This window comes from Amycolatopsis sp. NPDC058278 (assembly GCF_042881395.1).
GTDB lineage: Bacteria > Actinomycetota > Actinomycetes > Mycobacteriales > Pseudonocardiaceae > Amycolatopsis.
The window spans coordinates 19765-34092 of sequence record NZ_JBHVXZ010000051.1; the positions used below are offsets into that span (position 1 = coordinate 19765).

A 14328-nucleotide genomic window follows, 5' to 3' on the forward strand; every position below is an offset into this window, starting at 1 on the left:
GACTTGATCCTGCTATACGCGGCGTTCGAGGTGGGCATCGGTAACCTGCGGGGGAGGGGGAACCGGTGACCCCGGTTCCCGCTCCCGGGATCAGGCGGACTTGATCGCGGAGATCTCGAACTCCAGCGTGACCTTGTCGCTCACCAGCACGCCGCCGGTCTCGAGCGCGGCGTTCCAGGTGATGCCGTAGTCCTTGCGGCTGATCGTGGTGGAGCCCTCGAAGCCGATCCGGTCGTTGCCGAACGGGTCCTTCGCGGAGCCCTCGAACTCGAACGGGACGGTCACCGAGCGGGTGACGTCCTTGATGGTCAGGTCGCCGGTGACGTCGAAGCTGGTGTCGCCGGTCTGCTTGATCTCGGTCGAGGTGAAGGTGATCTGCGGGTATTCGTCCATCGACAGGAAGTCGTTGCTCTTCAGGTGCCCGTCGCGGTCGGCGTTGCGGGTGTCGATGCTGTGGGCCTGGATGGTCACCTGGACGCTCGACTTCTCCGGCGCGTCGCCGTCGATGGTCGCGGCGCCGGTGAACTCGTTGAAGCTGCCGCGCACCTTGGTCACCATGGCGTGCCGGGCGACGAACCCGATCCGCGAGTGGGCGGCGTCGAGGGTGTATTCGCCGGTCAGCTGGGGGTAGGTGGTCGCGCTGGTCATCGCTGTTCTTCTCTCCTCGTGGTGGCGCCCCCCTGTGATTGAGGGTTCAACGACACTGTACTCACTTTGGCTGGTTGCGCAAGCAAGCTTTCGGTAGAGTCGCCGGTATGGGTGAACTGTCCGCGCTCGACCCCGACGAAACCGCGTTCTGGCGGCCGCTGATGCGCATCATGACCGCGCTGCCGCGAGCGCTCGAAGACCAGTTCCTGCCCGATACCGGGCTCGCGATCACCGACTACGGGGTGCTGGTCGCGCTGTCCGAAGCCCCGGATCACCTCCTCCGCATCTCGGCGCTGGCCGCGACCACGGGGCTGTCGCTGAGCCGGATCAGCCGGGTCGTCGACGACCTGACGCGCCGCGGCCTGGTCGAGAAGCGCCGCTGCGCGGAGGACGGCCGCGCGTCCAACGCCGTGCTGACCGAGGCGGGATTGGCCAGACTGGAGGCGGCCTACCCGGGCCACCTCGCCCGCGTGCGGGCGTCGGTGTTCGACCACCTGAGCGCCGAGGACATCCGCACGGCCGGGCCGGTGCTGGCCCGGCTGGCCGCGGCACTGGACGCCGCTCCCCCGACCGACGACTGCTGAGGACGCCGATGACCGACAAGGGCGAGTACAAGCGCGACCTGAACTACCTGCCGGACCGCGTCACGGCCGACGGCCGCGACGGCTGGCCGGTCGAGCCGGACCGCTACCGGCTGGTGGTGGCGCGGGCGTGCCCGTGGGCCAACCGCGCGGTGATCGTGCGCCGGCTGCTGGGCCTCGAGCCGGTCCTGTCGATGGGCATCGCGGGCCCGGTGCACGACGAGCGCAGCTGGAGCTTCGACCTCGATCCGGACGGGCGCGACCCGGTCCTCGGCATCGAGCGCCTCCAGGAGGCGTTCTTCAAGCGCGACCCGGACTACCCGCGCGGTATCACGGTGCCGGCGTTCGTCGACATCCCGAGCGGCCAGGTCGTCACGAACGACTTCGCGCAGATGACGCTGGACATGTCGACGGAGTGGACGGCGTACCACCGCTCCGGCGCGCCGGAGCTGTACCCGGAGAAGCTGCGGGACGAGATCGACGACGTGGCGCAGAAGGTGTTCACCGACGTCAACAACGCCGTGTACCAGTGCGGGTTCGCCCGGTCCCAGGAGGCGTACGAGCACTCGTACCGCAAGTTGTTCGCCCGGCTCGACTGGCTGTCGGAGCGGCTGGCGGACCAGCGGTACCTGGTGGGCGACACGATCACCGAAGCGGACATCCGGCTGTTCACGACGCTGGTGCGGTTCGACGCGGTGTACCACGGCCACTTCAAGTGCAACCGGCAGAAGCTCACCGAGCTGCCGGTGCTGTGGGCGTACACGCGCGACCTGTTCCAGACGCCGGGGTTCGGCGACACGATCGACTTCGCCCAGATCAAGGAGCACTACTACGTCGTGCACAAGAACGTGAACCCGACGGGGATCGTCCCGCTGGGCCCGGACGCGTCGGGCTGGCTCACCCCGCACGGCCGCGAAGAGCTGGGCGGCCGCCCGTTCGGCGACGGGACGCCGCCGGGGCCGCCGCCTGCCGGCGAGAGGGTGCCCGCGCTCTGAGATCTTGGCTACGGTGATCGCCATGGAACGCCTGCGCGATCGCCGAGTCCTGGTCACCGGCGCCGGTTCCGGCATCGGCCGGGCCACCACGCTCCGCCTGATGGAGGAGGGTGCCCAGGTCATCGGCACCGACGTCTCCGAAGAGGGCCTGTTCGGCACCCAGGAAGCCGCGCGCATCGGCGGCCTGACGACGTACGTCATGGACGTGGCCGACGAGGCATCGGTGGAATTCGGGGTGAAGTCGGCGGTCGACGTGCTCGGCGGCCTCGACGTCCTGGTCAACGCGGCCGGGATCCTGCTGGCGTCGCACACGCACGAGACGTCGCTGGAGCTGTGGAACCGGGTGCTGGCGGTGAACCTGACGGGCACGTTCCTGGTGACGCGCGCGGCCCTGCCGTCGCTGCTGGCGTCGGACAACGGCGTGGTGGTGAACTTCAGTTCGACATCGGCGTCGTTCGCCCACCCGTACATGGCGGCGTACAGCGCGAGCAAGGGCGGCATCCAGGCGTTCACGCACTCGCTGGCCCTGGAGTACGGCAAGCAGGGCCTGCGCGCGGTCAGCATCGCCCCGGGAAGCGTGAAGAGCGGCATCACGGACTCGGCGGCGAGCTGGCTGCCCCAGAACATCGACTTTTCCCTGTTCGGGCGCTTGCTGCCGCTCCTGCCGACGGAGTTGACGACGGAGGTGGGCAACGCGGTGGCGGGCCCGGAGACGGTGGCGGGAGTGGTGGCGATGCTGGCCTCGGACGACGGCAAGTTCATCACGGGCACGGAAATCCGCATCGACGGCGGCACGCACACCTGAGCCGCTTCGGCAACCTTGGTTTCCGGGGCGATCCGCGGCAAAGGCCGGCTCAGCGGGACCTGACGGCGGCGGCGTACCTCGTGGAGAGCACCTCGAGCCGCTCGGTCAGTTCCGGGGGTGACTCCACCTCGAACGGCACGTCGAGCATCCCGACGACGAACGCCACGATGTCCCACGAATCCGACGCCAGCTCCAGCCGGCAGCTCCGCGAGTCGATCGGTGTCACCTCGCCTTCGACGCGGTCCGCTACCGCCGTGGCCGGCGCGTGGAGCTTCAGCACCGCGCGGTAGGGCCTCATCTCCCGGCCCATCGTCCGGGTCAGGTACGCCGTGAGGTCGCCGTCCGGGGGGTCGCGGTGGGCGAACCGGGGTCCGTTGGGTGTGCGCAGGGACAGGCGGTCCGCGCGGAAGGTGCGCCAATCCGCGCGGCCGGTGTCCCAGCCGACCAGGTACCAGCGCCGTCCCCAGGACACCAGGCGATGGGGCTCCACCGTCCGGTGTGACGAGGTGCCGTCGTGGCTGACGTAGTCGAAGCGCAGCGTTTCGGCCGCGCGGATCGTCGCCGAAACCTGGGTGAGCACCGCCGCCGCCACCTCCGGGCCGCGCACCGGCAACGCCAGCATGCTCGCCTCCAGTGCCGCGACGCGGTGGCGCAGCCGGGATGGAAGGACCCGCGAAAGCTTGCTCAGCGCCCGCAGTGACGCCTCTTCCGAGCCGGACGTGTGCAGGGCGATCGTCACCGCGACGGCCTCGTCGTCGTCCAGCAGCAACGGGGGCAGCTCGGCCCCGGCGCCGAGCCGGTAACCGCCGGCCGGCCCCATCGCCGCGTGCACCGGGTAGCCGAGCGACCGCAGCCGGTCGACGTCGCGGCGCACTGTGCGCGTCGTCACGCCGAGGCGGTCCGCGAGCTCGGTACCCGGCCAGTCCCGGTGCGCCTGCAGCAGCGACAGCAGCCGGAGCAGCCGGCCGGAGGTTTCGCGCATTCCCGAAGACTGCCAGACGTCGAGGACCGAAGCTGTCCTACACAGGCGAGAGGGTCGCCCCATGGATCCTTTCCACCTCGACGTCCCCCAGCGAGACCTCGACGAGCTCCACGACCGCCTGGCCAAGACCCGCTGGCCGGGGGAGCTACCCGGCGCAGGCTGGGACTACGGCGTCAGCCAGCCCTACCTCGCCGAGCTCGCGGAGTACTGGCGAACGAACTTCGACTGGCGGGCCCAGGAAGCCCGGCTCAACGCCCACCCCCAGTTCACGACCACCATCGACGGCCAGCGCATCCACTTCCTGCACGTCCGCTCCCCCGAGCCCGGCGCCACCCCGCTGATCATGACCCACGGCTGGCCGAGCACGGTCGCCGACTTCCTCGACGTCCTCGGGCCGCTCACCGACCCCCGCGCCCACGGCGGCGCCCCGGAGGACGCCTTCCACGTGGTCGCGCCGTCGGTGCCCGGGTTCGCTTTCTCCGGCGCGACCGGAGCCCCGGGCTGGAACACGCGCCGGACCGCCCGGGCCTGGGCCGAGCTGATGCGGCGGCTCGGCTACGAACGCTACGGCGCCCAGGGCGGCGACTTCGGCAGCATCGTCTCCCCCGAGCTCGGCCGGGTCGCTCCCGAAGCGGTGCTGGGCGTGCACGTCAACGCCGTCGCCAACGCCGGGGTGCCGACCGCTCCCGGTGATCTCGACCGGCTGTCCGAAGAGGACCGGAAACGGGCGCGGGAGAACGAAACCTGGTGGTACGCCCACTCCGGCTACGCCACGCAGATGGCCACCCGCCCGCAGACCCTGGCCTACGCACTCAACGACTCGCCCGCCGGGCAGCTGGCCTGGAACCTCGAGTGGTTCGTCGACTGGGACCCCACGGCCACGAACCAGACGCCGGTGAGCCGGGACGCCATCCTGACGAACGTGACGATCTTCTGGCTCACCGGCACCGCCGGCTCGGCCGCACGCCTCTACCTGGAGGCCGGCCAGGACGGCTGGGGCGAGCGGCCCGCCCCCTCCGGCGTCCCGACCGCCGTGGCGAACTTCCGGGGCGACCACGCGCTCCGGGGGTTGGCCGAGCTGTCGAACACGGTGACGAGGTGGTCGGAGTACGACACCGGTGGGCACTTCGCGTCCCTTCAGGCGCCGGAAGTCCTGGTGGGCGACATCCGGGAATTCTTCCGAGAGCTCAAGGGCAGCGAGCGAGTCGGCCGGACGACCTCACCACTGTCTCCTGTGGACACGTGATGGTGCCGCTTCCGCCCGGTCGCCGTCGCGGCTTCGAGCACCGCGGCCGCAAAACCAGCCGCTTCGTCGTGCGGGTGGAACGACATCGGCTCGTCCGTGGCCACCTCAGAGCTCGCGGCGCCGCCGCCGGTCCACGGCGCCGTCGAGCAGCGGCCGCAGTTCCGCGACCACCGTGTCGAGCGGTGCGACGTCCTGGTGTGCCCTGGCCAGGACGATCGCGCCCTCGAGGGTGCTGAGCATCAGCACCGCCAGTGACGTGCTGCGGGCCGGGGGGACGCCCAGCTGCTCGAGGGTGGCAGCGACCGGGCGTTGCCAGCCGTCGAAGGCCTTGCCGACGGCTTCCCGCAGTTCGTCGCTGGTCGCGGCCGTGTCGGCGACCGTCGCCACCAGCGGGCAGCCCGCGTCGAAGCCCGCCGTCGTGAACTCGTCGCGCCACTGGGCCGCCATGGCCTCGAAGAGGTTGCCGGGGGTCGGGTCCGCGAGCTTCGCCGCGACGCGCGCCACCCGCCGGGCGGCGTAGTCGCCGGCCCAGGCGACGGCTTCGGCGATCAGCTGGTCCTTACCGCCGGGGAAGTAGTGCTGCAGGGACCCCCGCGGCGCTTCGGCGTGGGCGACCACGTCCCGCATGCCGGTCGCCCCGACACCGTGGATCCGCACCAGCTGCGCGGCGCTGAGCACCATCCGCTCGCGCGGTGCCCTGGTCATCGACCGCCTCCTTCATGACGTCCGTCATGGTAGCCCAGTCCGGCACGACCAGGGCGAAGTCCCGCTCGCCGCGCTCGTAGGCGGGCACCGGGCGGAAGCCTTGGCCCAGCAGGAGCGCCTCGGCTCCGGTGTTCCCGGCCCACACGGTGGCCCGCACGGTCCAGCCCGCCCAGCGCCCGGACGCCCACAGCCACCGGCTCAGCGCGCTGCCGATCCCCTGCCGCTGCCACGCGTCGGCGACGAGGATCCCAACCTCCGCCTCACCCGGGGTCTCGGAGACGAAGTTGAGCAGCCCCACCGGCGTGCCCCCGCGGTAGGCGAGCAGCGCGACGCCCGCCGGTGGCCCGGCGAGCAGAAACCGCTGGTAACGCTCGAAAACGTCGGCCGGGCGGGCGGATCCGCCCATCATGAACCGGCGCCGGAGGCTGTCGGGCGAGCAGGCCGCGACGACGGCGGCGACACGCTCGCGGTCCACGTCCTCTATGACAGTGGTCATAGTGCCATGAGAGCACACCAACCGGGAGAACACACTATGACCGCCGTCATAGATCACCGCGGCGGTTCGCCCGCAAGCGCGGCGGGTACGTTGCCGTGGCCGCGCTCCCCCACCGCGAAAGGCGCCCCCCGATGCAGCTCTACGCCGAACGGCCGATCCGCCGTACCGCCCAGCTCGTGAGCGATCTCCTGGCCGTGCTGCTCGTCGTCTTCGCGGTGTGGCTGGCGAACTCGGTGTACGACGAAGTCATGAAGCTGCGGGCGCCCGGGGACGGGCTCGTCGACGCCGGCACCGGCCTGCGCGGCACCTTCGACTCCGCGGCGAACTCCGCCGACGGGATCCCGCTCGTCGGGGACGCGCTCGCGAAGGCCCTCCACGGCGGTTCGGACGTCGGGACCAAGCTCACGGACGCGGGCCACTGGCAGATCGAAGCCGTCGAGAACCTGGCCTGGTGGATGGCGGCGATCATCATCGCGCTGCCGGTGCTGGCGCTGGTGGTGACCTGGCTCCCGCTGCGGTGGCGCTACACCCGCCGCGCCACGGCGGCCGCGCGCCTGCGGGCCCTCGGCGACGAAGGACTGGATCTGCTCGCGTTGCGGGCCCTGGCCACGCAGCCGTTGGGGCGCCTGGCTTCCGTCGGCGAGCCGGCCACCGGCTGGCGGGAGCGTGACCGGGACGTCATCGAGAAGCTCGCCGGGCACGAACTGGCCCGGCACGGGCTCGCCCCCTGAGCCGGAGGACTCCCCGCCGGGGCTCAGGACACCGGCGGGGAGATCTCCGCACTCCGCGGGCCGGAGAGCTCAGCCGACGGAGGGGCCCATCCCGAGGGACTGCGGCGTGCTGGCGTCCGGTGAGGGCTGGTGCAGGCCTTCGTCCAGCGGGCCGAACTCGGTCATCAGGGCCGCGCTGCCGCCCCACGGGGTCTGTTCCTCGGCGATCAGCGAGTTCGTCGTGAGCAGCAGGCCCGCGACCGAAGCGCCGTTCTGCACCGCCGAACGGCACACCCGCAACGGATCGACGACGCCCATCGAGACCATGTCGCCGTAGCGCTCGTGGAGCGCGTCGAAGCCCTCGTCGTCGCCCAGTTCCCGGGTCCGCGCGACGATCTCGTGGGCCGGGTGGCCCGCGTTGTGCGCGATCAGGAACGCCGGTTCGGCCAGGGCCCGCCGGACGATCTCGACACCGATCGCCTGGTCGCCCTCCAGCCCGAGGCCCTCCAACGCCTTCTCGGCGTGCAGCAGTGCCGCTCCCCCGCCGGCCACGATGCCCTCGGCCATCGCCGCCCGGGTCGCCGACAGGGCGTCCTCGACCCGGTGCTGCAGTTCCTTCAGCTCCGCCGGGGTGGCGGCGCCGACCCGGACGACCGCGACCTTGCCGGTCAGCGCCCCGATCCGCTCGGTCAGGACGTCCTCGTCGACGCCGAACTGCGCGCGCTCCAGCTCCGCCCGCAGCTGCCCGACCCGGAAATCGACCGCGGAAGGAGAACCCGCGCCGCCGACGATCGTGGTGCGGTTCTCGGTGACCCGGACCTGCTTGGCCCGGCCGAGGTGGTCGAGGGTCATCGTCTCCATCGTGAACCCGGACTGCCGCGAGAGCACCGCGCCGCCGACGATGGCCGCGAGGTCCTCCAGCTTGTGCAGCCGCCGGTCGCCGAAGCCGGGCGCGCGGACGGCGACCGACTGGAAGGTGCCGTTCATGTGGTTGTGCACCAGCATGGACAGCGCCGTGCCCTCGACCGTCTCGCCGATCACCACCAGCGGCCGGGGCGCGCGCATCACCTTGTCGAGCAGCGGCATCAGCTGCTGCACCTTGGTGATCTTCTCCGCGCACATCAGGATGTACGGGTCGTCGAGCACCGCTTCCAGCCGACCCGGGTCGGTGACCAGGTACGGCGAGAGGTAACCGTTGTCGAACTCGAACCCTTCGACGAACTCGACGCTCATCCCGATCGACGGCGACTCCTCGACGGTCACCACCCCGCCGTCGCCGACGGTGTGCAGGGCCTTCGCGATCACCGCGCCGACGGCGTCGTCGTCGTTGGCCGAGATCGCCGCCACCCGCGCGTAGTCCTGTTCGGACACCACCGGGTGGGCCTGCTTCTCCAGGTGCGCCACCAGCAGGCCGACCGCGTGGTCGATGCCGCGTTTGACGAGCACCGGATTGCCGCCGGCCGAGATGGCCCGCATCCCTTCGCGGACGATCGCCTGCGCGAGCACGGTGGCCGTGGTGGTGCCGTCGCCGACGACGTCGTTCGTCTTGATCGCCGCTTCCTTGACCAGCTGCGCGCCCATGTTCTCGAACTGGTTCTTCAGGTGGATCTCGCGGGCGATGGTGACGCCGTCGTTGGTGACCACCGGCGAGCCGGTGATCTTCTCGATGATCACGTTGCGGCCCTTGGGGCCGAGGGTGGACTTGACCGCTTCGGCCAGCTTGTCGACGCCCGCCAGCAGCAGGTCGCGGGCGTCCGGGCCGAACCGCAGTTCCTTCGCCATGTGCGGTGCTCCTAGGGGGTGAGGATGGCCCGGCCGCGCACGCGCCCGGCGTCGAGGTCGGCCAGCGCGTCGAGCGCCGCGTCCAGGGGGTACTTTTTCGTGTGGAGGGTGACCTTCCCGGCCTGGGCCAGCACCATCAGCTCGGCCAGGTCGTTGTAGGTGCCGACGAGGTTGCCGATGACGTTGCGCTCGGTGGAGATGATGTCGATCGTCGGGATCTCGATGTTCGAGCCGTAGCCGATGACGAAGTGCGACCCGGCGCGGCGGGTCATCGCGAAGGCGTCCTGCTGGGCGCCCTGCTCGGCGACGAAGTCGAGGACGACCTCGGCGCCGTGGCCATCGGTCAGGTCGAGCACCGCCTCGACCTGCTTGCCGTCGGCCAGCACCGTTTCGTCCGCTCCCAGGGTCGACGCCAGTTCCAGGGCGTCGGCGTTGCGGTCCACCACGATCACGCGGGCGGCCGTCAACGCGCGAAGCGACTGGATGCCGATGTGCCCGAGGCCGCCGGCGCCGTTGACGACGCAGGTGGTGCCCGGGTACAGGCGCGGCACGGCCTTGCGCACCGCGTGGTAGGCGGTGATGCCCGCGTCGGCGAGGGCGGCGACATCACTGGGCTGGGTCGCCGGGTCGAGCTTGATGCACGCCCGCGCCGACGTCAGCAGGTACTCCGCCATCCCGCCGTCGCTGTCGATGCCCGGGAAGCTCCCGTGGGGACAGTGCATGTCGTCGCCCGCGCGGCAGGCGTGGCACAGCCCGCACGTCGGCGTCGGGTGCAGGATGACCGTGTCGCCGACCTCGACGTTCGTCACCGCCGGGCCGACCTCGTGCACCCAGCCCGCGTTCTCGTGCCCGATCGTGTACGGCAGCTCGACCCCGGACTTCCCGGCCCACTGCTCCTCGATGATGTGCAGGTCGGTGCGGCAGACGCCGGCGCCGCCGATCTTGACCACGACGTCGAAGGGCCCGGTGGCGCGCGGCTCCGGGACGTCGTCGATCACCGGGTGCTCGTGGTACTTCTGCAGCCGCACGGCCTTCATCCCGTGCCCTCCTCTTCGCTGGTCAGGGCGTACCGCACGCGCAGCATGCCGCGGCAGACGCCCGAGTTGGCCTCCATGCTGGTGCGCGTCAGCCGCGCGAAGGCGAGGTGCCGCTTCGCGTCGGCCGGGGCTACTGCGGCGCCGGTCGCGGGGTCGAGCAGCAGCGGGTCGCCGTCCTCGGCGGGCAGGCCGAGTTCGCGGCGACGGGCCCGCAACCGGTCGAGGTCCGGGCTCGGCGGGACATCGCCGAGGGTCAGCGATCGCGGGTCTCGACCGAGGGACCGGCAGACGCGGTCGGTGCCGGCCAGCACGGCCTTGCGGACGAAGTCGTGCCGCAGGGTGTCGAGTTCGTCGGCGGCTTCGCCCTCGAACGACGCCACGAACCCCTGCCGCGCGGCCACCCCGCGGTTGATGACGTCGGACGCGAAGTGGTCGTCGAGCCGGATGTCGAGCCCGGTCAGGCCCGGCACCCCGGCCGCGGCGTCGTAGGCGTCGGCGACCATCAGGAACGCGAAGTTGGGCGCGCAGAAGTACGTCGGCAGCCGCAGCCGGACGACGGCGTGGCCCGCGTCGCTCACCTCGCAGCGGGCCACGAACCCGAGGCCGGTGAGGGGTTCGTCCAGTTCGGGATCCCGGACGGTGCCCAGCGCCGCCCACACGGCGGCGCGGGCGCCGGTCACCACGGCGGTCATGAGTTCGGCACGCCGACGGGCTCGACGTTCTCCGGATCCGCGAGCCTCAGCTCCTCGGGGACGTCGATGCCGTAGAGACGGGCGGCGTTCAGCCCGAGGATCTTCTTCTTCTGGTCGACGGTCAGCGGCGCGAAGTCCGACAGCTCGTCGTCGGCCGGCATGTTCCAGTCGACGAAGCCCTCGACCTGCCACTTGGGCTCCCAGATCGCGTAGTCCGCGCCGAAGATCAGCTTGTCCTCGCCGAGCCAGAACATCAGCTCACCCATGACCTTCGCGAAGAACTTCGGGCGGGCGTGCATCAGGCCGCCGACAACGACGGCGAGCCCCGCGTAGACGTTCCGCTCCTGGGTGGCCATGAAGCAGAAGTCCTCGATGCGCGGCAGGCCGACGTGCTCGACGATGAAGTTCAGGCCCTGGAAACTCGTCGCCACCTGGTCCACATCGGACACGTCGAAGGCGTCCTTGTCCAGGGGCCAGATCGTCGGTCCCTTGTGGATGTGGACGTTGGTGACGCCGAGCTCTTCGCACTTCTCGAGGTAGCGAGCCGCGGCGGGGTCCTTCAGGCTCCAGCCGCGGGAGCCGCCCCGCCACTCGGCCGTGTAGAGCTTGACACCCTTGCAGTTGTACCGCTTCACGCGCTCCTCGAACGCCTTCATCCCCGCGTCGCCTTCCCGCGGGTCGAAGGTGGTGTTGACGAGGAACTTGTCCGGGTGCTTTTCGGCCAGCGCGCCGTCGTTCTCGGTGGTGTTGAACCCGGTCTTGTACCACTGCCGCAGGTTGGTCGGCTGGAAGATGGCCTTGTCGACGTGCCCCACCTCGAACAGGTCGTGCATCATCAGTTCCTCGGAGTACTTCTGGAACCGGTCGATCGGCCAGTGCGTCTCCTTCGGGCCGAGTCCCTGGTAGGCGTGGAAGCACTCGATCCAGCCCTTGGCGTATTCCTCCTGGCCTTCCACCCAGTTCTCCGGGCTCGCGTCCCAGAAGTGGGTGTGGGCGTCCACCACGAAGTATTTTTCGCCGTCTTTTTCGTACATTCCTGATCCTCCTGAGCGGGATCGAGTGCGGTGTTCCTAGCGGATTACCTTCAGGTCGAAGTCGAGGTATTCGGCCGCGTCCTCGGGGTTGGCGAACATGATCGTGCGGTCGTCCTCGTGGATCATCCGCCCGTAGTGGGTGGACATGCTCTCCTCGAACTCGGCCGCGTTGAACCAGCCCTCTTCCTCGCCGGCGGCTTCGTCGACCTCGGCGTAGACCAGGTCCGTCCGGCCACGGGCGTCGACGCGGATCATCGACGGCAGCGGGGTCACGGTCACGTTCTCCTTGGCGGACATGACTTCCGCGATGATCGCGCCGACCTGGTTGTTCATCAGGGTGAAACCGCACATGTTCGACGCGGTGTTGTCGGCCTTGAACGGGCTTTCCGCGGTCTTGAAGACAGTCACTGGCCCAGCTCCTCGGGTGCCTTGAGGCCCAATTCGGACAGGATTCCGGCGAACCGGCTCTTCGCCCGGTCGAGACCGTCCTCGAACCGGATCGGCTTGGCGTCGGGCTGCGACCACAGCGGCTGCAGGGCGCGGGCGGCGGCGATGCTCTTCGGCACCCAGTCCTCGAGCCACTTCTGCAGCAGCGCCTGGTTGTGCGCGGCGAACTCCTTGTCGTTGACCAGCAGGTGGAACATCGCCTTGGTGTAGCGGAGGTCGCGTTCGGAGAAGTCGAACTCTTCGGCGCCGATGAGCGTCGGGGTGACGAAGTCGCCGTTCGCGGGTGCGGCCTGCTGGACGAGGTTGCTGCGGAACAGTTCGCCGACCAGGGGCTCGAAGACCACGTTCGCGGCGAAGATCGCCTCGCACCAGTCCCAGATCCCGGTCAGCTGCTCGGCGGTGTCCCGCACGCCCTGCCAGGCCGGGTCCTCGTTCCAGGTGGCGAGGTGGGCGATGCCGTCGAAGCCCTCGATCTCCTCGGTGAGCGTCAGGTGGTACAGCGCCAGGTCCTGCGCCGCGCGGATGCGGTGCATGCTGTTCACCGAGATGGCGTTGTTGTGCATGTTCGTCGGGGCGCGCCGGTTGGCGTTGGCGAACAGGTACAGGCCGAGGCCGTGGTCGACGTGCATCCACGCGCCGACGTGCTTGGCGACGAAGTCGACCCAGTTGCGGTTCCACTGCTCGAACGCCTTGGCCTGCCGGGCGGCGTCGATGTTCTGGTTGAGCTGGCGGACGACGTTCGCGTTGTAGCGGTAGAGGGTGAGCTCCCACTCCTCGTTGGGGTCGCGGAACTCGTGCCAGCCGAGGGCCGGCCAGTCGTAGCCCCGGCCGCCGGAGCCCGGGCCGCGTTCGGGCAGCGGCCGGTCGGAACCCCACGCCTTCAGCGCGGTCCACTCCAGCGGGTAGCCGCCCTGGCCGTCGGCGAAGGCGTAGAGCCAGCCCTGGGACAGGTAGTGCCGCGGGTCGGGCTGGACCTCGACGGTGACGTCCTCGTAGTGGCTCTGCTTGCGCTTGGCGGCGGTGAAGTAGTTGAACCGCCGGGCGTCGGAGTCGGGGAAGACCTTCGCACCCGCTTCGGCGTCGGTGAACGTCGGCTTCGGCACGCTGCGTTCGTGGGTGGCTGTCATGGGTTCCTTACCCTTCGCCCGTGGTGGTGAACTTGTCGTAGAAGACGCGCTTGCCGTCGACGCCCAGCGCGGGCAGCAGCTCCAGCGCCGCCTCGACCATCGGCGGTGGCCCGCAGACGTAGGCGTCGGCGCCCGTGAGGTCGACGCCGGCCCGGCGCAGGACATCGGTGACGAAGCCGGTTTCGCCGATCCAGTCGTCGTCACCCGGCTCGGACAGCGCGGGGACGTACCGGAAGCCCGGCAGTTTCGCTTCCAGCTCCCGCAGTTCCGCCTCGAAGCAGAGGTCGCGACGGCGGCGGGCGCCGTAGTAGAAGGTCGCCTTCCGGTCGAGGCCGCGCTCGGCCATGGACCGCAGCAGCGCCAGGATCGGCGCCATCCCGGCCCCGCCGCCGACGAAGACGAGGTCCTTGCCCGGGTTGTCCCGGAGGGTGAACACCCCGAACGGGCCGGTCACCCGGAGCCGGTCGCCGACCGCGACTCCCGTGTCGAGGAACCGGGAGAACAGCCCGTCGGGGTAGATCTTGATGACGAACTCCAGGAAGCCGTCGCGGGCCGAGGTGTTGGCCATGGAAAACGACCGCGTCTCCCCGGTGCCCGGGACGGCGAAGTCCAGGTACTGGCCCGGGAAGAACTTGAGGTCCCCGTCCAGCCGCACCACCAGGTGCCGCAGGTCGTGGGTGACGGGGTCGTTGGCGACGACCTCGACCTCCGCCTCCTGGATCGGCAGGCCGGACTGGATCATCTCCTCGTCGTAGTTGAGCAGCTCGATCGTCAGGTCTTCGTAGGCGTGGGCCCGGCACAGCAGCGTGAAGCCTTCCTCCTTTTCGTAGTCGGGGAGCGCGAAGGTCGAGTACCGGTCGTGTTCGACGTCGTCGCCCTCGAGGAGGAACGACTTGCAGGCCGCGCACTGCCCTTCCTTGCAGCCGTGCATGAGCATGACGCCCTGCTCGGCGGCGGCCCGCAGGATCGTCTGGTCCTCGGCGACGTCGATCTCGATCCCGACCGGCTCGAACCGGACGCGGTGCTTTTCGGTCATGCCGG

At 70.3% G+C, this 14328-nt stretch carries 16 protein-coding genes; 5 read left to right on the forward strand and 11 right to left on the reverse strand.

The genetic code is table 11. The features are described 5' to 3' along the window. Positions 1–90: 90 nt before the first annotated feature. Positions 91–648: a YceI family protein gene (locus ACFVYA_RS25615; RefSeq protein ID WP_086865416.1), complete on the reverse strand. Its 558-nt coding sequence runs from the start codon at positions 646–648 to the stop codon at positions 91–93. Positions 649–755: 107 nt separating this feature from the next. Here ACFVYA_RS25615 and ACFVYA_RS25620 point away from each other — a divergent pair, with 107 nt between their 5' ends. Genes ACFVYA_RS25620 through ACFVYA_RS25630 form a run of 3 tightly spaced genes read left to right on the forward strand, consistent with a single transcriptional unit; the run spans position 756 to position 3029 of the window. Further along, on the forward strand, positions 756–1232 hold the full coding sequence (locus ACFVYA_RS25620) for a MarR family winged helix-turn-helix transcriptional regulator (protein ID WP_387048491.1): 477 nt from the start codon (positions 756–758) through the stop codon (positions 1230–1232). Between the two features lie 8 nt (positions 1233–1240). After that, positions 1241–2224, forward strand: coding sequence for a glutathione S-transferase family protein (locus tag ACFVYA_RS25625; protein ID WP_387048492.1), 984 nt, complete (start codon positions 1241–1243; stop codon positions 2222–2224). Between the two features lie 22 nt (positions 2225–2246). Further along, positions 2247–3029: an SDR family NAD(P)-dependent oxidoreductase gene (locus ACFVYA_RS25630; RefSeq protein ID WP_387048494.1), complete on the forward strand. Its 783-nt coding sequence runs from the start codon at positions 2247–2249 to the stop codon at positions 3027–3029. Positions 3030–3078: 49 nt separating this feature from the next. On the opposite strand, the gene ACFVYA_RS25635 is transcribed toward ACFVYA_RS25630, so the two are convergent. Continuing rightward, the gene (locus ACFVYA_RS25635; protein WP_387048495.1) at positions 3079–4011 is read right to left on the reverse strand and encodes a helix-turn-helix transcriptional regulator; all 933 of its coding nucleotides are present in this window, start codon (positions 4009–4011) and stop codon (positions 3079–3081) included. Positions 4012–4072: 61 nt separating this feature from the next. Here ACFVYA_RS25635 and ACFVYA_RS25640 point away from each other — a divergent pair, with 61 nt between their 5' ends. Then, the gene (locus tag ACFVYA_RS25640; RefSeq protein WP_387048497.1) at positions 4073–5257 is read left to right on the forward strand and encodes an epoxide hydrolase family protein; all 1185 of its coding nucleotides are present in this window, start codon (positions 4073–4075) and stop codon (positions 5255–5257) included. 105 nt (positions 5258–5362) lie between these two features. Here the strand turns inward: ACFVYA_RS25640 and ACFVYA_RS25645 are convergent, their stop codons facing one another. After that, positions 5363–5875 (reverse strand): TetR family transcriptional regulator C-terminal domain-containing protein, encoded by a 513-nt coding sequence (locus tag ACFVYA_RS25645; protein WP_387048554.1) that lies wholly within the window; start codon positions 5873–5875, stop codon positions 5363–5365. Then, a complete protein-coding gene (locus tag ACFVYA_RS25650; protein ID WP_387048498.1) occupies positions 5817–6458 on the reverse strand; it encodes a GNAT family N-acetyltransferase in 642 nt (213 codons plus the stop codon). Before ACFVYA_RS25650 ends, ACFVYA_RS25645 begins: the two co-directional genes overlap by 59 nt. Before the next feature lie 131 nt (positions 6459–6589). Between ACFVYA_RS25650 and ACFVYA_RS25655 the strand changes: the two genes are divergently transcribed. Beyond that, positions 6590–7189, forward strand: coding sequence for a hypothetical protein (locus tag ACFVYA_RS25655; RefSeq protein ID WP_387048500.1), 600 nt, complete (start codon positions 6590–6592; stop codon positions 7187–7189). Between the two features lie 69 nt (positions 7190–7258). Here the strand turns inward: ACFVYA_RS25655 and groL are convergent, their stop codons facing one another. Genes groL through ACFVYA_RS25690 form a run of 7 tightly spaced genes read right to left on the reverse strand, consistent with a single transcriptional unit; the run spans position 7259 to position 14323 of the window. Then, positions 7259–8950 (reverse strand): chaperonin GroEL, encoded by a 1692-nt coding sequence (gene groL, locus ACFVYA_RS25660; RefSeq protein ID WP_387048502.1) that lies wholly within the window; start codon positions 8948–8950, stop codon positions 7259–7261. Between the two features lie 11 nt (positions 8951–8961). Further along, complete coding sequence (locus ACFVYA_RS25665; protein ID WP_387048504.1) at positions 8962–9987, reverse strand: NAD(P)-dependent alcohol dehydrogenase; 1026 nt, start codon at positions 9985–9987, stop codon at positions 8962–8964. Beyond that, positions 9984–10679 carry an iron-sulfur cluster assembly protein gene (locus ACFVYA_RS25670; protein WP_387048506.1) on the reverse strand — a complete coding sequence of 232 codons (696 nt, stop codon included), beginning with the start codon at positions 10677–10679 and terminating at the stop codon, positions 9984–9986. The genes ACFVYA_RS25665 and ACFVYA_RS25670 overlap by 4 nt, the downstream gene beginning before the upstream one ends. Continuing rightward, positions 10676–11713: an amidohydrolase family protein gene (locus ACFVYA_RS25675; protein WP_387048508.1), complete on the reverse strand. Its 1038-nt coding sequence runs from the start codon at positions 11711–11713 to the stop codon at positions 10676–10678. The genes ACFVYA_RS25670 and ACFVYA_RS25675 overlap by 4 nt, the downstream gene beginning before the upstream one ends. A gap of 36 nt (positions 11714–11749) precedes the next feature. Next, positions 11750–12121: a propane 2-monooxygenase effector subunit MimD gene (gene mimD, locus ACFVYA_RS25680; RefSeq protein WP_387048509.1), complete on the reverse strand. Its 372-nt coding sequence runs from the start codon at positions 12119–12121 to the stop codon at positions 11750–11752. Continuing rightward, positions 12118–13287, reverse strand: coding sequence for a toluene hydroxylase (locus ACFVYA_RS25685; protein WP_387048510.1), 1170 nt, complete (start codon positions 13285–13287; stop codon positions 12118–12120). Before ACFVYA_RS25685 ends, mimD begins: the two co-directional genes overlap by 4 nt. Positions 13288–13294: 7 nt before the next feature. Continuing rightward, positions 13295–14323 (reverse strand): FAD-binding oxidoreductase, encoded by a 1029-nt coding sequence (locus ACFVYA_RS25690; RefSeq protein WP_387048512.1) that lies wholly within the window; start codon positions 14321–14323, stop codon positions 13295–13297. Positions 14324–14328 lie beyond the last annotated feature (5 nt).